This is a genomic window from Kitasatospora sp. NPDC050463 (assembly GCF_040655255.1).
GTDB lineage: Bacteria > Actinomycetota > Actinomycetes > Streptomycetales > Streptomycetaceae > Kitasatospora.
Genome location: NZ_JBFAJO010000118.1, coordinates 1 through 17,251 on the forward strand (window position 1 = coordinate 1; position 17,251 = coordinate 17,251).

Here is a 17,251-nt window from a genome sequence, read left to right on the forward strand (position 1 = left end):
GTCCGTCGCCGGCTTGACCTGCCCAGGGCGTGGCATCCAGGCACCTCCTGGGCAGGCAGCCTACCATCAGCGATCCTTAAGTCACTGGTATTGGTCCTAGCCGGGTCCGTACGCGTTGGGCCTGCCAGTTGCCGGCGCGGCAGACGAACTACCCCGGCCTGCGAAGTCAACGGAGTAGCTCTGCCGCTTGCGGCTGGTGACAGGGCTCTTACCAGTACCCCAACGAACCCGACTCGGGCCAGACAGGGAATGATCGGTTCATGCGCGCGGTCCGGCTCCTCTCCCTCGTCCTCCTGCTGCAGAACCGGGGCAGGCTGACGGCCGGTGAGCTCGCTGAAGAGCTGGGGGTCTCGGTGCGGACCGTCTACCGGGACATCGACTCACTGAGCGGCGCGGGCATTCCGGTGTACGGGGACGCCGGGCACCACGGCGGTTACGAGCTGCTCGGCGGCTACCGGACCCGGCTCACCGGACTGCACGCCGACGAGGCCGAGTCTCTGTTCCTGGCCGGGCTGCCCGGTGCGGCGGACGACCTGGGACTGGGCGAGGTGCTCGCGGCGGCACAGCTGAAACTGACTGCGGCGCTGCCGACTCCACTGCGGGACCGAGCCGGCCGGGTCCGCGAGCGATTCCACCTCGACGCTCTCGGCTGGTACCGGGAACAGGACTCCGCGCCCCTTCTCGTGTCGCTCGCCAATGCCGTGTGGAACCAGCGGCGGATCCAGGTGCGCTACCGCCGCTGGGCCGAACCGCAGGAAGTCGAGCGCGAGCTCGACCCCTACGGCTTGGTCCTCAAGGCGGGCGTCTGGTACCTGGTCGCAGCGGTGGACGGCGCGGTGCGGACCTACCGGGTGTCGTCGATCCTCCGTCTGGACGTCGGGGAGGACATCTTCGAGCGCCCCGACGGCTTCGACCTGGCCGCCCACTGGCAGGACTACCTCACCGTCTACGACGCCCGCAGACTGCGGCTTCAGGCCTCCGTCCGGATTGCTCCTGCGCTGCTGTCCGCGCTGCCGGGCCGCCTGGACGCGGCACTGGTCCGAGCCGTCGAAGCCTCGGCGGGGCCGCCGGAAGCAGACGGCTGGGTGACGGCGACGGTACCGCTGGAGTCGGTCGAGCTGGCGGTGCAGACGCTGCTGTCACTGGGGCCGGACATCGAGGTGCTGGCTCCCGAGGAACTGCGCCGCGAGATCACGGAGAGGGCGGCGGCCGTGCTCGAGCGGTACCGGCCGGCGGAGATATCAGGCCGGGCGGGGGTCGGCGACCTCAGCAGCAGTCCGGCGGACAGGGTCGCCAGCAGCGCAAGGGCGGCGAGGACCCCAAAGCCGTAGCGCGTGTCACTGTGGTCGGTGACCGTCGCGACCAGCAACATCACCCCGACCGTGGCCGCAAGCCCGCCACCGTTCGCCAGTCCGAAGACCCTGCCCACTGAAGCCTCGTCGGCCGAGGTCATCAGCATCGTCCGGGAAGCGATCCTGGCTTGCCCGAAGAAGAACGCACCCAGCGGCACCCCCACGAGATAGCCGACGATCCCGAATCGGCTTTGCAGTACCAGGCCGACATTGCAGAGCAGAAATCCCACGACGGCGATGCGAAGGTCCGGACTGCGTCTGCTGACGATCCGGTAGGCACCGGTGGCCGCCAGGAAACCGAGGCACCCGAGGGCGTCCACGGCACCGAACGTCGCGGCCCCCAGATGGAGTTCGCCGACGACGGCGGTAGGCAGCAGAGCGTTGAAGACCGTGACGACCACACTTCCCTGGGCGTAGAGGAGGATGAAGCGGCGCATCCGCAGCGGCCCGCTCGGCGCCGCCGACGCCGACACCCCGGCGGCAGAGGCCGTCGTCGCCCGGTCCGGATGACGCCCCACCGCGGCGACGCAGAGCGCCGAGACGATGAAGCTCCCGGCGTTGAACACCAGCAGCGGCACGGCACCGAACGGCTGGACGGACAGCCCGCCGATCGTCGCCGACAGCAGCATCCCCGCCTGGGTCCCCATCTCGTAGCGGGCGTTGAACCGCCGTAGCCGGTCCGCCGGGACCCGTTCCTTGATCAGCGCGGAGCTTGCCGGAAAGAACAGGGCACCGACCACGGCGAGCGCCAGATTGGCGGCGTAGATCCCGGGCTCAGGGGAGCCGCCGCAGGCCAGCCACAGCGGCAGCCCAAGGGCCAGCGCCGCACTGGTGACATCGCAGCAGATCCACAGGGCCCGCCGGTCGAAGCGGTCGGCCAGCCGTCCGAAGAAGGGCGAGAACAACGCTTGCGGCCCGGCGACCGCGATGAAGAGCCAGCCGACGGCCATCATGGTCTGCTGCTCCCTGATCACGAGCAGTGCACCGACGATGAGCTGGACATTGTTGCCGAGAGCGGTGGCGAAGGCAGCGGGCACAAGCAGCCGCTCTGCCCGGCCGGAGTGGTGGCTGAGGATCATGGCACCACTATCCAGAGATTCACTGACATCTCCTGTCAGTCAAGTCGTGGGGTCGTTGTCGGTGATGACGCCACCGTTACCGAAGCTGACGGCGGCCATCATCTGCGCAATGACCGTGGGCGGCGTGATCGGCCCGAACACAATCACGGCGTTCACGACTTTCATGGGCAAGCGAAAGCCGGAGGGCGAGACCGTAGTCCTCAAGGCGATCTCCAGCCTGCAAGGTGCGCGGTACGTCGAGATCGCCGAGTCTCGGGAGCAGAACGAGGCATTCGTCTTCGACTGGCTGGCGAACCGGGTCTTACGGCACCGCCCTGCGGGGGTGATCGACGCCGATCAGGCCCGGCCTCGGCCACCCCCGTGCACGTGCGCTCCCCCTCCGGGGGATCGAGGCCGAACACGACGAGTACGCGCACGCCCTGGAGCAGGTCGTCGAAGCCCGCCTCGCCGGCCTTGAGCCCCCGCACACGCCCGAGTCGTGTGTCCTGCCACCCGGCGGCACCGTCACCGACCTCATGGCCATCCTTGAACGCGCCCTCGCCGACGCCCAAGAACAGCAGCACCCCAAGGTCCCCAACACCGTGAAGAGCACCAGCAGCACCCAGTCCGCAGCGAAGCCCGCCGCACGCAAGACCGTGTCCGCCAAGTCACTGCCGGCCGCCGCGAAGAAGCCGACGCCGACCACGGCGAAGAAGACCCGCACCAGTCGCAAGAGCAGCTGACTCTTCGGGAGGTCGCCGAGGTCGCCGTAGGTCCTCAGGAGGCGTGGCAGACGGGGTTGGCGGCAGGTGCAGCCGGACGGCTGGCGCCCATGCGGGTGGGCGCGAGTGTCAGAACAACAGGCGCAGCAGGGCGGCGGTGGCCGCAATGAGGACCTCGGCCTCGGCTCGGGTGTAGGTGTGGTCCTTGGTGCCGGGGTCGGTGTGCATGGCACCGCTGGCCTGGTCCTCGAGCGCGGATCGGACCAGCGCCCAACGTTCGTCTGCGGTGATCTGGCCTTTGTCCTTCTTGCCCGGCCAATTCCAGCCGCTCGTGTTCTTGATGGTCTCCAGTGCCTTGCGGGTCTGGAGCATGGCGGCGTCGATCTCGTTGCCGCCGAGCTGCCGCTGCGCCTCGCGCAGGAAGTCCGCGGCGGCCCGGCCGGGCCCGTCGTCACCGGGGAACGGGATCGTCATCTCAACGCCGAGACTGCGCCCGAGGCCGGCCAACTGCTGGCGCCAGCGGCTCTCGGCAACCGCGATGTGCTCGGTGGCCTGACTCCCGCCGGCGTATCCGGTCGCCTGTGGCAGGACACCGCGCACGTCCAGCTCCAGGCTCAGGTCCCCGATCCGCTGCTCCTCCAGCGCCAGGATCTGGGCGCCCGTGAGCAGAAACCGCAGGATCGGGCGCTGCACCCCGCCGGGCACGAAGGCCAGGGTGTGGGCGGCCGATCCGAGCCAGGCCCGCGCGGCGGCGTCCCGGTGGGCGAATAGGTCCGTCTCCAGCTGCAGGACCTTTCCTGCGCCCTCGCTCTCTGGGACTACGACCTCCAGCTGCAGCTCCAGGCTGTGGGTTCCCAGCGCCCGGTGGATCCACAGACTGCCCTCGCGGACGTTCACCGTGAACGTCCCGATGTCCCCGTCGAACCGCAACTCGTTCATCGCCCGCACCCGTCCTGTCGCCTTCTCGTCTGTCTGGTGATTCTGGCGCGCGCTGAAGGCCTGCGGGGAGGAATTTCGGGCAGCCGGGCTGTGTACGGGCCCGGCTGCCCGAGGGCTTCACCGTGCTGTGCCCGGGCCGTGGGGGTTTACGTGCCGGGCGGTGTGGAGCAGGCGCAGCCGCGCGCCCTGGTGGAGGCGCTCGGCGGGTCCAACGAGCGGGCGCCCGGTTGGGCAACGGCGGGTCAGCCGGCCGCGGTGGCACGGGCGGTGACGGCCTGGCGCAGCCGGTCGGCGAGGTCGGCTCGTTCGGCGGGGGTGTAGGTGAGGACGCCGTTGCCGAAGGCGAGGGCCTCGAACTGCTGCTGTTCGTAGGGGACGCCGTGCGGGAGGCGGGCGATGTGCCAGTGGAGGTGGCTGTTGCCGGCCTGGGAGCCGAGGGAGAACAGGTAGGTGCGCTCGCCGGCCACTACGTCCTCGGCGGCGAGGGCGACCAGCCGCACGGTGCGCATGATGGCGAGGTAGTCCTGCTCGGTGAGGTCGGTGACGACGTGCTCCAGGTGCTGCTTGGGCACGACCAGGAGCTTGCCGGGCAGGACGGGCCACTTGTCCAGGAATGCGAGGTGCTGCTCGGTCTCGTAGACGATCTCGTGCGCGTAGGCCGGGTCGCCTTCGACCAGGCGGCAGATGAAGCAGGGCCCGTGCTGGGCGTGCTCGCTGTAGGTGGCCAGGTCCATCGGTCGGCGTTCCATGCGTTTCCCCTTCCCGTGTGCGCCCGCCGGGGCGGGCGGTGGTCGGTGACGGGTCCGGCGCCGGGAGGCGGGCTCGCGGCGCCGGACCCGCCGGTCAGATCGGCTGGGCGGCGTCGTCCAGCCACGCGTGCCAGCCGTCCGGGGTGACGGTGAGTCCGAGCCGGTCGACGCCGGGCTCGCCCGCCTGGTGCCACCAGGTAAGGGTCTGCTCGAAGTCGTCGCAGAGGCGGCGGCCGCCGTACTGGCGGACCTGGTGCTCGTCCTCGCCGGCCCGGAAGGTCGCAGCAGCCCAGGCCGGGGTGGTGAGGGAGTAGAGCCACAGCGTGCGGGCGCCGTCCTCGTGCGGCTGGATCGCGTGGACGACGTCGCGCAGGCGCAGGCCCGCGGCGAGCGGGAACGGGGCGAACTTGCCGTGCGGCGGCAGGACGACGGTGGTGGTGGACTCGGCGAGGGTGCCCCCGTCGGCCGGGTTCTGCGGCCACTGGAGGCGCTGGGAGCGCATCTTCATGAACTCGACCGGCTGGAGGAACGGCCCGGTAGCTGTGCCGTCGGCGTGGACGGTGAGGCGGACCAGGGCGTCGGCGTTGGAGTAGTGGGTGCCGAACGGCGCCAGGATCAGCCCACCGGGCCGGGTCTGCTCGATCCACGCCCGCGGGATCTCCCGCAGCCCGTAGGTGGCGGTGATCCGATCGTACGGGGCACCGGGCGGGTGGCCGAGCGCCCCGTCCCCGCACACGACCTGCGGGCGGTAGCCGGCGCGCTCGAGTGCGGCGCGGGCCTGGGCCGACACGGCGGCGTCGACCTCGATCGTGGTCACGTTCGCGTCGCCAAGCCGGTGGCTCAGCAGCGCGGCGTTCCAGCCGGTACCGGTGCCCTGCTCCAGCACCCGCATCCCCGGCTCGGCCTGGAGATCGTCCAGCATCGAGGCGACCAGCGAGGGCTGTGATGCCGAGCTGGTCGGCACCTTTCCGGGCCCGGCGCCCTGGTGCTCGCCGTCGTCCCACTGCGTGACGATCGGGATGTCCGCCGCGGCCGCCGCCAGCCAACCGGCCTCGTCCACGGTCCGGTCCAGGGGCCGGCTGGTGCCGGTGGCCATCTCGTGCGCCCAGATCAGGTCCGGCAGGAACAGCGAGCGCGGAACGGCGTCGAAGGCCGGCGCCCACGCGTCGGCGACGGGGAAGGACCGCCCCGGCACGGGGCGGCCCTCCTGCTCAGGGGCGAGCGTCACTTGCGGTGTCCCCCGTCTCCGGGCGGCGTGGTGCCGTCCGGGGACGGCGGTGTGGGCGGCGGCGTCCACGGGGTACCCGGGTGCCCGTCGCCCCCGCCACCCCCATCGCCGCCCGAGCCGCCGCCTTCGACTGCCTCGATGTCCATGCCGAGCTCCTCGTCGTTGCTGCGATGGTGCCCTCCCGAGGCCCGGGAGGAGTAGGGCGCTGACCCCAGCGCACCGGGGCACTGGTGGGGCTACGCCGGAGCAGGAGAGCGGGTGCGCAGGTCCGCGTGGACGGTCTTGCCGAACGGCTCCAGGGTCACGCCCCAGTGCCCGCCGGTCAGGTGGTGGACCAGGGCCATCCCGCGGCGTGACACGGCGGCAAGTCCCGCATCGATCAAGCAGGGCAAGGCGCGGGAGCCGTCGCGGAGGCTGATCCGCACGCACCGGTCGGTGATCCGCTCGACGCCGACCGTCATCTTCCGCCGGCAGCCGGTCTTCGCCGCGTTGCCCGCCAGCTCGCTGACGACCAGTTCGCCGGCCTCGACCAGGTCGGCCAGCCCCCAGGCGCGCAGCGTGGTGCGCACCAGGCGCCTGGCCACCGAGGCGGACTGCGGCTCGTACGGCAGCAGCGCTCTCGCGGCGCCGGCGGCCTCGGGCCGTGTCGGGATCTCGACGGTCGTGGTCACCGTGAACCTTGCACCCGCCGGCGCTTCCCGGGCGCGGCCGTGGCCGGTGGCGGGGTATGCGGTGCGCGGCCACGAGGGTTCTCCATTCTGTCGTCGGCGGTGACGGCTGCGCCCACCCGACGGGGGCGGGCGGGCGCAGCGGCCCCGGCTCGCCCGCCGGGGCCGGGTCTCCGGTCCGTCACGGCGGGCGACGGATCGACGGTGGGGAGTGACCGGCCGGACCCTCAACGAGGTTGCGCCGTCTTGCGCGAAGTCACCCGAGAGTGGCTATCGCTGCCGTGATCAGCTGACGGGCCTCGGCTCCGTGGACGGCCATGGACGCCAGGTCGGTGAACGTGCGCACGTAGTCGGCGATCTCGCGTGGCTGGGTGATCCGCAGGTAGCCGGAGGTCAGCTCGACGGCCACCTCGGCCTCGTCGAACATGTAGAAGTCTTCGACCGGCAGGTGCGGCCGGGCGGCTCCGGTGGGGATGACGCCGACGCTGACGAACGGGCTGGAGGAGGCGGCGAGGAGGTGGCCGAGCTGGGCCGCCATCGTCTCCGGGTCGCATACCGCGGCGCGCAGCACCCACTCCTCGATGAGCAGGCCGAAGCGGTGTCGGCCGGAGAACAGCATTCCCTGGCGCTCCAGGCGGGCCTCGACGGCATCGGCGACGTCGTCGACCTCGACGCGGGCGTGCTGGATCGAGCGCAGCACGGCGGTGGTGTACTCGGGGGTCTGCACCATGCCGGGCAGGACGCGGCTGGCGTACACCCGGAACAGGGCGGTGCGGCGATAGAGGGCCGCCACCGAATCCTGGGCGGCGCGCAGCCCGGGCGCTCCATCCGGCGCCACTCGGTGTACATGGAATCGACCGCGCGGGCGGCGGCGATGAGGTCGGGGACCTGGCCGTCGGCGGCGCAGGCGGTGCACCAGGCGCGCAGGTCGTCCTCGGAGGGGGCGGACTTGCCGCTCTGGATCCGGGAGGTCTTCGCCGGGTGCCAGCCGCACCGGGCGGACAGTTCGTCGCCGGTCAGGCCTGCTTGCGCAGGCCGACCAGGCGGGCGGCGACCAGCAGCGGCCGCCGGGGCGGCGGGGCCGGCGGGTCCATTGGCAGCTGCCGTGCACCCAGGTGCTCTCCTCCCTCGGGTACGTCGCCGCCCTCGCACGGTCGGCCGAACCGCCAGCAGGCGAGGTCAGGCGCTCGAAGGCAGCCCGGCATTCTGGGCAACAGCGGGCGGACCGGAGGCGTTCCCGGTCCGCCCGGGCGACCTGCTGGTAGCCGGCGGGCTGACATCGAACAAGTCCCCTGTGGGACATCGGAGTTCGGCTACCATCAGTGGGCCGACTAGGGGAGGGAAGGGCGAAAGTGACCCATGCAGGTGAGCTCCGGCTCGCGGATGGAAGCGGGATCTGGGTCGAGGTCTCCGACGGGGACGACTCGGGGTTCGACCGGGTAGGGCGGGCCTCGTCGCTGGCCCGCGCGACCTCCGAAACGCTCCAGGACGCGATGCGCCACTTGCGACCGGCGCTGGACGTTATCGCGGACGGCCTGCGCGGGATGGTCCACACCCCGGACACAGTGCGCGTGGACTTCGGCATCAAGTTGTCTGCCGAAGCCGGTGTGGTGGTGGCCAAGGCCGCCTCGGAGGCCAACTTCACCGTCAGCGTGGAGTGGCGGCCCCGCACCGGGGACCCGGCTTGAGCCTGGAGATGGCACCGCCCTCCGGGGACGAAGTCCTGGCCGCCGGACTGGTCCGCATACGGTCCCAGTCCGGCGAGGTGGTGGGCACCGGATTCCTGATCGACGCCGAGGTCGTCTGCACCTGCGCCCATGTCGTCGCCCTGGCCCTGGGAGTATCCGAATCCGCCGAACTGGCCCCGGCGGACCCGGTCCTCGTGGAGTTCCCCCTCGTGCGTGACGGGAACGGAGCGGTGCCCCGCTGCCCTTCTACGGTCGAGGTGTGGCGCCCGGTGGCCGCCGCAGACCGCGACGACGTCGCCCTGCTGCGGCTGGAGCGTCCCGTTCCCGGCACCCGACCGGTGCCGCTAGTGGACGGCTCCAAGGTCTGGGATCATCCGTTCCGAGTCATGGGCTTCCCGCGCGGAGCCGAAGACGGAGTGTGGGCGTCGGGCAGCCTGCGCAGCCGGCAGGGCACCGGATGGCTCCAGATGGAGACCGGCGTGGCTGGTCAGCGCATCGCCCGCGGCTTCAGCGGCTCCCCCGTCTGGGACGATATCCGGCGCGGCGTCGTCGGCATGACGGTCGCCGTCCAACGCGGCACCGACTCCACCACCGCCTACCTGATCCCCTCCGGCGCCCTGCTCGACGAGCGGCTGCTCCCGCCACGGTGCCCGTTCCCCGGCCTCGCCTCGTTCACGGAGGCGGAGGCGGACCTGTTCCACGGCCGCCAGGAGGACACGGAGCGCATCCTGGCCGCCGTCAGGCGACGCCCGCTGACCTTCCTGGTCGGGGCCTCCGGCTGCGGGAAGTCTTCCCTCATCCGGGCCGGGCTGGTGCCACGGCTTCGGACCGGCCTGGCCGTGGCGGTCTCGGAACTGCGCGCCGTACCGGGCGTCCGCGCCGCCGCGGGGGTGGCTCAGACCCTCGCTCCCCTGCTGACAGCGGACCGGACCGCCGTCGAGCAGATCCGCGCCGTCACTGACCTGACCGACCTGCTCTCCGACCGGCTGGACCAACCCGGGCCGGGGCTCGACGAACTGACGGCCGAGTTGCGCGGGCAGGTCCTGGAGGCGGTCGGCGAGAACGGTCTCGTTGTCTTCGTCGACCAGCTGGAGGAGTACGCCACCGCCGACCCCACGGCGGCCCGCGAGCTGATGCGCCTGCTGGTGTCCCTCTGCGCACCCGGTACCAACACCGGATGGCCCGCACTCAGGATCGTCGCCACCGCACGACCGGAGTCCCTGGACCTCCTGCTGGACTCGGCCAACGCCGACCTGCTGAGCACGGCGACCCAATACCTGGCGCAGCTGTCCCCGGAACAGCTCCTGGAGGCCGTCACCGCCCCGGTCGCGGGCATACCCGGCCTCTCGTTCGAGGCGGGACTGCCCGCGCGCATCGTCGCGGACGCCGCCGACGAACCTGGACGGATGCCGCTGGTCCAGTTCGCCCTGACCCGTCTGTGGGACCTCCGGGACGGATCGACCCTCACTCACGCGGCGTATTACGACCTTGGCGGCGTGGCGGGCGCCCTGGTGGGCTTCGCCGAGGAGTGCATGCGCACCCGCCTCGGCGAGGACGAGGAGGACCTCGCACGAAGGCTCTTCACCCAGCTCGCCCGGCCGAACACCCGCGGCGGCTTCACCCGGCACCCCGCAAGGCTCGCCGCCCTCGACCCGGCCCTGCGGGACCTCGCCCTCCGGCTCGCCCCCACCAGGCTCGTCGTGCCGAGCCGGACCTCCGACGGAGAGGAGGTTGTCGACCTTGCCCACGAAGCCCTGGTCACCCTCTGGCCCAGGCTAGAAGAGTGGCTGGAGGACTCCAGGGGTTTCCGTGTCTGGCAGGAGGAACTGCGCGCCGACCTGGAGCGCTGGGAGAACCACCGGAGGGAGCCCGGCCAGCTCCTACGCGGAGGGGCGCTGAACACGGCCATGGACCAGTTGGCTGGGCGCCCCAAGGACATCGCGCCGGAGGAGGCCGAATTCATTCAGCTCAGCTACCACCGCCGCAGACGTGAAGTCCGGGTGCTGCGCTCGATCATCGCCTGCCTCGCCTCCCTGGTCCTCCTTACCGGAGGGCTGGCCGCCTGGGCCAGGCACAGCAGCCAGGAGGCCGAGGCGCAGCTGCGGACCCAGGCGTCACGGCTGCTCGCCACCGTCGCCGACCAGCACGCGGCGGACGAGCCGGCCGTCTCGCTACAGCTGGCGCTCGCGGCCTGGAACGCCGGCCAGACACCCGAGGCCTACAACGCACTGCTGCGCGAGTACACCCGGGGGCAGCAGCTCTCGGCCAGCTGGCCGGGCCTGTGGCCTGGGCGCTTCCAGAAGATGGCGGTGACCCCCGACGCCAGGACGGCCGTGGTGTTCTCCGTCGAGGGCACGGACGACTACCGCGTCACGGTGGTGACCGGGCTGGCCGACGGCACCACCCGTCAGCGCCCGCTGAACGACGTCCCCGCGGACATCCGGGACGCCCCCGACACCGCGCTGAGTCCGGACGGCCGTTGGTTCGCCTCCATCGACAAGGAGCTCCGCGTCCGGCTCTGGGACCTGCGCACCACGGACGCACCGCGGGTCTTCGAGGAACTGCCGAAGCCCGACGCCAAGTTCGCGGCGAGCGCCGGCCTCAGCTTCAGCAGCGACGGGCGGCGGCTGCTGCGGCGGTATGTGACGTTCGATTCCACCGTGTATACCGGCGCCCCCGAACCGCTGTGGATCTCCGTCTGGGAGGCCGCCGATGGGCGGCCCGTTCCGACGGCTCCGGATCTCCTGCGCGGACGCTTCACCGCCCTGGCCTTCGCGGGCGACGCGGACCGCATCGTACTCGAAGGCCGGCCGTTCACCGGAGAACCGGCGATCGTCCGCGACATCGCCTCAGGCCGGGACGTTCGCACGTTCGAGGTCTCCTCCGAGGGCGTCACCTCCCTCGCCGCCAACGGCGAGTGGGTCGTCGTGGCCAACAACGGTGGGAAGGAGGGCCCCGCCCAGGCGTTCTCCACACGCGCCGGAGAGGACCGGGTCACGGCCCTCCCTTTCGGGCTCGACTCCCGAGACCTGACCGGCCGATTCCTCCTCCTGGCCCGGAACAACAAGCAAGGGGGATACCGCGAGATCTCCGCCACCGAAGTGCGGACGGGCCGGGTCTACCGGGGTCGGATCCCCGCGACCACGGATGACAGCTTTGACCTGCGGGAGACTCTGGCGGTGGTGCCCCGGCCCGACGGCACGGTCTCGTTCCTGCTGCCCACCGCCGATACTCTGCTGACCGCGGTGGCCGTGCCGATCGACGGTGCGAGCAGGCTGCCGCGCAACGACACCGACACCCGCGGCGCGCTGGCCCCCAGCGGCCAGTGGCTCGCGGAGGCTGGGGACACCACCCTGACCGTCGCCGACACGGCCACCAACTCCAGGAAGTCCGTCACCTACCGGCCCGAAAACTCCTCGGAGCGCCCCGAGCCGTTCTGGTCGGCGGACTCCCGGTGGATCCTGCTGGAACAGCCCGGCGGCACGCTCACGGCGTTCGCGGCCGACGACCCCGCCGGCCGGCGGGTCGACCTCCACTGGGAGGACGGTGACGCCCCCGCCCGCAAGAAGGGCGTGGAGTCCGTCGAGGCGTTGCAGGGCAGCGAGATGGCCGTCCTCACCACTGACGGCAGACTCCTGCTGATGGACGCGGCCACTGGGCGGCGGATCGCGCCACCGATCCAGGTGGAACGCAAGACCACCGCGCAGGCCGCCGACCCCTTCGCCAGTTACGGCCAGCTCCGGGCACGCCCCAAACACCCTGACGAGATCGCGGTGGTCACCGGCTCCGCCCGGGCCAGCGGCACCGTGGAGCTGTGGAACATCCGGACCGGCTCCCGTATCCGGACGCTGGCCGTGGGAGAGCTGGGAAGCGTCGGCACCCCGGCCGGGACGCGGCGGCACCTGCTCTTCACCCCGGACGGCAGGGAACTCTTCACCAGCCACCCTGACCACACCACCCGGCACTGGGACCTGGACTCCGGCACGCTCAAGGAGCGCCCGATCACCTCGGCCGCTGCGGACCTCAGCGTCCCGCTCGCCGTGGGCCCGGACGGCAGGCTGATCACCTACAACCTGAACGCACTGCAGTTCTGGGAGCTCCCGGCCGGCGTGCCCGCCGCGACCCTGCCGCTGTCGTACCAGCTCGCCGTCCTGCTGGCCGGCGACCGTCTACTCGTCGCGGGCGACGGCTGGTTCCAGAACCTGGACCTGCGCCCGGACGAGATGGCCCGCTCCCTGTGCGCGACCGTGGCAAGGGACTTCACCCCGGCCGAGCACGCGCTCCTCCCCGCGGGAACGCCGGGCGAGCCACCGTGCGACGGCATCACCAGGAAGGCCGACCGCAATGCGCCGGCCAGCTGAGCCGAAGCCTCAGCTTCCGGCGGCCGAGAACCGCGGAAGAGTGTTGTGCGACTGCGCGGCACTCCCCCGAGCAGGTTCCACCCCCGGCCCGGCCCCAGGTACGCCACAGCCGGCTCTGAGCCGAGCAGGGTCAGGCGGGTGGTGTCGGTCATCGCGCGGTGCCTCCGGGAGGACCACGCCAGAGGCCAGGACGACCAGGTACCCGCCCGCGTATGCGGTGCGCAGCCCGGCGTCGGCGAGGTGGGCTTCGAGAACAAGGTGCGCCTCCGGGGGCCATCGTGGGTCCCCCGACAGAGGTTCACGGCGAGGCGCCGCCGGACAGAGTGCTGCTCGTTGTGCTGCCAGCGGACCGCCACGACCCGGTCGGCGGGCCGAGCCCCAGCACCCACCCGCGACTAGGGCCTGTTGCGAAAGTGCTGGTCAAAGCCACTCGTTGATGGCTGCGACCAGCACTGTTGCCTCGTAGCGGACGGCCAGTTTGTCGTATCGGGTGGCCACCGCGCGGTGTCGTTTCAGCCGGTTGATCCCGCACTCCACCGCGTGGCGCTCCTTGTAGTCCTCCTTGTCGAAGGTCGGTGGCCGACCGCCTCGGGAGCCGAGCTTCTTGCGGTTGCGGACCTGATCGGCCTTCTCCGGGATGGTGCACTCGATCCCGCGTCTGCGCAGGTAGGTGCGGTTCGCGCGGGAGCCGTAGGCTTTGTCGGCGCGGACCTTGTCGGGTGTGGTGCGCGGCCGTCCCGCGCCGGTGCGGGGCACGCGGATGCGTTCGAGGACCGGCTGAAACTGCGGACTGTCGTGCCGGTGCCCGGCGGTGATCAGAAGCGACAGGGGCTTCTGCCCCTGCTCGGTCGCGAGGTGGATCTTCGTGGTCAGACCGCCGCGGGAGCGTCCGAGTCCGTGGTCGTCCGGCTCGGTGTCGATTCCGCCGGGAGGTTCACGCTGCAGGTCCCATTTACGCGCGCCGGCGGCGTGCTGGTGGGCGCGGCAGACGGTCGAGTCCACACTTACATCCCAGGTGATCAGGCCCTGTGCGTCAGCCCGGACCTGCAGCTGCTCCAGGATCCGCTTCCACGTGCCGTAACGCTGCCACCGGCGGAACAGGTCGTAGACCCGGTCCCACGGCCCGTACCGCTCGGGAACGTCCCTCCACGGTGTGCCTGCCCGGGTCCGCCACCGTATCCCGTCGATCAGCTGCCGACGTGTCCACGTCCGCGGCCTCCCCTGCTTCTTCCCCACTGGCAGCAACGGCTCCAGCCGATCCCCCTGCCGATCCGCCAGATCCCCTCGCGCCACGCCGTGATCATCGCAATCCAAGATCCACTCTCGCAACAGACCCTGTTCGCACTCTTGGTGTCCTGCCAGTCATCGAGGCGGCGGGCGAGGAAATCCGCCCGATCCCGTGTCCTCCCGCGACCCTCGGCCCTACGGTGTTCCCTGTGCGGGCTCCCCATCGGGCATGCGCTGCCGTACGGCGACTGTGGGGCAGAACGAACGCGACCCCGTCAATGTGGTCCGGCAGCCCGGGACTTCACCAAGCGCACGGAGGTGTGAACGGGTGAGCGACACAGTCATCGGCGGCAGGTACCACCTGGTCGAGTCGGTCGGCGAGGGCGGCATGGGCCAGGTCTGGCGGGCTCGCGACGCGGTCCTCGGCCGCGAGGTGGCGATCAAGACGATCACCGCGGCCGGCAGTGAGGAGGCGGAGTCACGGTTCCTACGCGAAGCCCGTACGGTCAGCCGCCTCTCCAGCCCACACATCGTCACCCTGCACGACATCGACGACTCTTGGTACGGCGGAAGGCGCACCTACTTTCTGGTGATGGAACTTCTCAAGGGCCAGGACCTCGGCGTTGTGCTGCGCCGCCGCGCACCCGGTCTGCCCTCCTTCGCCGAGGTGAGGCGGTGGGCCGCCGAGACCTGTACCGGCCTGGCGGTCGCCCACCGGGCCGGGGTCGTACACCGCGACATCAGCCGTCCAACCTCCTTCTCACCGACGACGGCGTCGTGAAGATCGTCGACTTCGGCATCGCCCGGCCGCCCTCCGAAGGGCCGGTCCGCACCGAGTTCACCGGCACCGGCCAGTGGATCGGCACTCCCTCCTACATGTCGCCCGAGCAGATCCGCACCCCCGACGCCATCGACACCCGCAGCGACCTTTACTCTCTCGGCTGCGTCCTGTACGCGCTGCTCACCGGTGGTCCGCCGTTCACCGGCCACGGTGGGGCAGCCGTCATGGCCCAACACCTGGGCGAACCGCCGGTGCCGCCGAGCCTGCGCCGCCCCGGCATGCCAGCGGACCTCGATCGACTGGTGCTCGACCTGCTCGCCAAGGACCCGGACCGGCGGCCGGCCGACGCCGACGAGGTGCGTCGGCGCCTGCTTGCGCCGCCCGGACCCGTACCCGGCCCCGCCGACGCCCGCCCGGGGCCGTGATGGAGGACCCGGCGCCGACCGCACCCGGCACCGAACCCTGGCCCACCTCGGACCAGGGATACCAACGGCCACCTGCCACGGACAAGAACCCCGGAACCAAGAGTTCGAAGCCGCGCACCCGCCGACCGGCCCTGTCGAAGGCCGCCGCGAGCTCGATCGCGGGTGGCGGGACCGGGCTTGTCCTGTCGCTCCTGGTGTTGCTGTTCACCGACGCCGACGCCAGGACGACCGCCTACGCAGGGGCGGGAGCGGTGGTCGGCGGGCCGGTGCTCAGCGCCCTGGTCGCCCACTTCCTCGACCCCCGCCAGTCACTCGTCACCCGCCTCGTGTTCGGCGTGCCCGCCACCGCCATGCTCGCCCTGGGTGCGACGCTCGTCCAGACCCGGATCCCCGGGACCCCGTCGTGGTCCTTCGCCGCCGTCACCGGCGTGATGGCCGCCACCGCACTGGCGGGGATTGGCCCGATGGCCAACGCGCTCGCCCGTCGCTACTTCCTGAGGCCCGAACGGGCCCGCCGCGCCTCCACCAGCGGCTGGGTCAACGGGCTTCTGGTGTACGGGTTCACCGCCTTCGCCGGCCAAGTCGACTGGTGGGGTTCGCTGGCGGCGACCCTGGCGGTCTGGCTGCTCAGCACCCTCGCCCTGTGCCGCCTTTCCGGCACCACCCGCCCTCGTCCGGCCTGAGCGCCCGGCCGTCCGCTACGAGGCAATAGTGCTGGTCGCAGCCATCAACGAGTGGCTTTGACCAGCACTTTCGCAACAGGCCCTAGGTTCACGTCGAGAGCGTCAGCACTTCTCCTTCCGCGCCTGCTGGATCAGCGGCTCGGCCTTGTCCAGCGTGAACGTGACCTGCCAGGTCACGGCCGCCCGGTGCAGGGTGTCGGCGAACTCCTGGTAGCCGTGGTCCTGTTGAGCCGCGTCGGCGGCGCGGTTGGTCGCCGTGTCCAGGTACTGCTCGGCGATCCGGTAGTAGGGGTCGGTCGGATCCGACGGCCGGGGGCGGGCGAGTTGGTCGGTCAGCTGCTGCAGGGAGGCGCAGGAGGACTTGGCAAACCCGCGCGCCGCCACCGTGGCCTTGGAGGGCGTCGAGCTGCAGGCCGCCAGGGAGAGCGTGGACGCCAACAGCAGGGGCAGGGACAGTGACAGACGAAGTATCAGCTGACGTCGACTAGTCATGGGTCAATCCTACTTACCATGACGGCCAGACCGCCCGGAAATCCGGTGGGCCCGCAGCCACCGTCCGGCCTGGTCCGCATCTGGGCCTTGTCCGCTCTGGCCTGCAACGCGGCCATCAACGACGGCACCGCCACCGCCCACCCTCGCCTCAACGCCCGCGCACCTCGGCGGGCTCATCACCCGCGACGGTAGAAGCCAGCCACACGATCGCATACCAAAACCCCGCGAAGCACCCCAACGAGGCACCCTCACCGAGTATGTATGTACCCACCCCAATCGATCCACCTTCCTCGTCGCCAAACAGCGTTGGTCCAACTTCGGTGGCAAACCGTCCAACTTCGCTGTCACAGGTCAACCAGGCCCCCGAGCACCACCACCAGCAGAAGGCCGGCCACGACAGCGGCCCGCCGTCCTCTCCGCGCCCGGACACCCCGGACGGCGCCCCCAGGACGGCCAGCACCTGGCGGTCGGCGACCCCCGGCAGCGGCCGACGCCCGACGATCCGGCAGCACCGGGACGGCAGAGCGCCCCGCAGCTGTCGCGGGTTGTGTCGCGCCCAGACCACGCACAGGGAAAACCGGGTATCCGCCCACGTCACAGCACACGACAGCACCCCACGCGACAGGGCAACGCGACAGGGGCGCGACAGCACGCCGGCCACTCCAGCGACAGCCTCCACGGCGGCCTGACGGCCACCCAGACCACACCCACCACCCAGGCACCGGCAGCCCTGCACCCACCAGACCCGCCCAGCCCGAACGAGGACCCGGCCCGAACGGTACTTGAACTTGATTGGGTGATGTCGGGGCTGTTCGCCTGACGGTGGGGCTGTGGATCCGGTAGCCCTGGGGCATGAGGTACGCGCAGGGCGGCGGCTT

General features: G+C 71.3%; 15 protein-coding genes and 2 pseudogenes. 8 read left to right on the plus strand and 9 right to left on the minus strand.

The window, feature by feature from the left end:
* Nucleotides 1-260 precede the first annotated feature (260 nt).
* Nucleotides 261-1,331, plus strand: a complete 1,071-nt coding sequence (locus AB0J08_RS38450) for a YafY family protein (RefSeq protein WP_360643775.1) — start codon at nucleotides 261-263, stop codon at nucleotides 1,329-1,331.
* Between the two features lie 77 nt (nucleotides 1,332-1,408).
* Here AB0J08_RS38450 and AB0J08_RS38455 read toward each other — a convergent pair.
* Nucleotides 1,409-2,431: pseudogene (locus AB0J08_RS38455) on the minus strand (MFS transporter); the annotation flags it as partial.
* Nucleotides 2,432-2,594: 163 nt separating this feature from the next.
* On the opposite strand from AB0J08_RS38455, the gene AB0J08_RS38460 reads away from it, so the two are divergent.
* Nucleotides 2,595-2,888 (plus strand): putative peptidoglycan-binding domain-containing protein, encoded by a 294-nt coding sequence (locus AB0J08_RS38460; RefSeq protein WP_360643816.1) that lies wholly within the window; start codon nucleotides 2,595-2,597, stop codon nucleotides 2,886-2,888.
* A 58-nt stretch (nucleotides 2,889-2,946) separates the two neighbouring features.
* Nucleotides 2,947-3,153: a hypothetical protein gene (locus AB0J08_RS38465; protein WP_360643777.1), complete on the plus strand. Its 207-nt coding sequence runs from the start codon at nucleotides 2,947-2,949 to the stop codon at nucleotides 3,151-3,153.
* Nucleotides 3,154-3,261: 108 nt separating this feature from the next.
* Here AB0J08_RS38465 and AB0J08_RS38470 read toward each other — a convergent pair whose 3' ends face one another.
* From AB0J08_RS38470 to AB0J08_RS38495, 6 genes and pseudogenes are all read right to left on the minus strand, one after another.
* Nucleotides 3,262-4,071, minus strand: a complete 810-nt coding sequence (locus tag AB0J08_RS38470; protein ID WP_360643780.1) for a hypothetical protein — start codon at nucleotides 4,069-4,071, stop codon at nucleotides 3,262-3,264.
* A 242-nt stretch (nucleotides 4,072-4,313) separates the two neighbouring features.
* A complete protein-coding gene (locus AB0J08_RS38475; RefSeq protein ID WP_360643783.1) occupies nucleotides 4,314-4,820 on the minus strand; it encodes an HIT family protein in 507 nt (168 codons plus the stop codon).
* A 94-nt stretch (nucleotides 4,821-4,914) separates the two neighbouring features.
* The gene (locus AB0J08_RS38480; protein ID WP_360643786.1) at nucleotides 4,915-6,048 is read right to left on the minus strand and encodes a methyltransferase domain-containing protein; all 1,134 of its coding nucleotides are present in this window, start codon (nucleotides 6,046-6,048) and stop codon (nucleotides 4,915-4,917) included.
* Between the two features lie 236 nt (nucleotides 6,049-6,284).
* Nucleotides 6,285-6,719: an ATP-binding protein gene (locus tag AB0J08_RS38485; protein ID WP_360643789.1), complete on the minus strand. Its 435-nt coding sequence runs from the start codon at nucleotides 6,717-6,719 to the stop codon at nucleotides 6,285-6,287.
* Nucleotides 6,720-6,972: 253 nt separating this feature from the next.
* Nucleotides 6,973-7,554 carry a DUF5753 domain-containing protein gene (locus AB0J08_RS38490; protein ID WP_360643792.1) on the minus strand — a complete coding sequence of 194 codons (582 nt, stop codon included), beginning with the start codon at nucleotides 7,552-7,554 and terminating at the stop codon, nucleotides 6,973-6,975.
* 110 nt (nucleotides 7,555-7,664) lie between these two features.
* A pseudogene (locus AB0J08_RS38495) lies at nucleotides 7,665-7,868 on the minus strand (hypothetical protein); the annotation flags it as partial.
* Between the two features lie 200 nt (nucleotides 7,869-8,068).
* Here AB0J08_RS38495 and AB0J08_RS38500 point away from each other — a divergent pair.
* Nucleotides 8,069-8,404, plus strand: coding sequence for a CU044_2847 family protein (locus tag AB0J08_RS38500; protein WP_360643795.1), 336 nt, complete (start codon nucleotides 8,069-8,071; stop codon nucleotides 8,402-8,404).
* On the plus strand, nucleotides 8,401-12,765 hold the full coding sequence (locus AB0J08_RS38505; RefSeq protein ID WP_360643798.1) for a trypsin-like peptidase domain-containing protein: 4,365 nt from the start codon (nucleotides 8,401-8,403) through the stop codon (nucleotides 12,763-12,765). Before AB0J08_RS38500 ends, AB0J08_RS38505 begins: the two co-directional genes overlap by 4 nt.
* A gap of 420 nt (nucleotides 12,766-13,185) precedes the next feature.
* Here the strand turns inward: AB0J08_RS38505 and AB0J08_RS38510 are convergent, their stop codons facing one another.
* Nucleotides 13,186-14,058, minus strand: coding sequence for an IS5 family transposase (locus tag AB0J08_RS38510; protein WP_360643801.1), 873 nt, complete (start codon nucleotides 14,056-14,058; stop codon nucleotides 13,186-13,188).
* 262 nt (nucleotides 14,059-14,320) lie between these two features.
* Between AB0J08_RS38510 and AB0J08_RS38515 the strand changes: the two genes are divergently transcribed.
* From AB0J08_RS38515 to AB0J08_RS38525, 3 genes are all read left to right on the plus strand, one after another.
* On the plus strand, nucleotides 14,321-14,773 hold the full coding sequence (locus AB0J08_RS38515) for a serine/threonine-protein kinase (protein WP_360643804.1): 453 nt from the start codon (nucleotides 14,321-14,323) through the stop codon (nucleotides 14,771-14,773).
* Complete coding sequence (locus AB0J08_RS38520; protein ID WP_360643807.1) at nucleotides 14,770-15,198, plus strand: protein kinase; 429 nt, start codon at nucleotides 14,770-14,772, stop codon at nucleotides 15,196-15,198. The genes AB0J08_RS38515 and AB0J08_RS38520 overlap by 4 nt, the downstream gene beginning before the upstream one ends.
* A 194-nt stretch (nucleotides 15,199-15,392) precedes the next feature.
* Nucleotides 15,393-15,881, plus strand: a complete 489-nt coding sequence (locus tag AB0J08_RS38525; RefSeq protein WP_360643810.1) for a hypothetical protein — start codon at nucleotides 15,393-15,395, stop codon at nucleotides 15,879-15,881.
* A gap of 102 nt (nucleotides 15,882-15,983) precedes the next feature.
* Here AB0J08_RS38525 and AB0J08_RS38530 read toward each other — a convergent pair whose 3' ends face one another.
* Nucleotides 15,984-16,373, minus strand: a complete 390-nt coding sequence (locus AB0J08_RS38530; protein WP_360643813.1) for a hypothetical protein — start codon at nucleotides 16,371-16,373, stop codon at nucleotides 15,984-15,986.
* Between the last annotated feature and the right edge of the window lie 878 nt (nucleotides 16,374-17,251).

Coding starts and splice junctions, on each gene's coding strand:
- AB0J08_RS38450 (WP_360643775.1), top strand. CDS start 261: ATGCGCGCGGTCCGGCTCCTCTCCCTCGTCCTCCTGCTGCAGAACCGG.
- AB0J08_RS38460 (WP_360643816.1), top strand. CDS start 2,595: ATGGGCAAGCGAAAGCCGGAGGGCGAGACCGTAGTCCTCAAGGCGATC.
- AB0J08_RS38465 (WP_360643777.1), top strand. CDS start 2,947: ATGGCCATCCTTGAACGCGCCCTCGCCGACGCCCAAGAACAGCAGCAC.
- AB0J08_RS38470 (WP_360643780.1), bottom strand. CDS start 4,071: ATGAACGAGTTGCGGTTCGACGGGGACATCGGGACGTTCACGGTGAAC.
- AB0J08_RS38475 (WP_360643783.1), bottom strand. CDS start 4,820: ATGGAACGCCGACCGATGGACCTGGCCACCTACAGCGAGCACGCCCAG.
- AB0J08_RS38530 (WP_360643813.1), bottom strand. CDS start 16,373: ATGACTAGTCGACGTCAGCTGATACTTCGTCTGTCACTGTCCCTGCCC.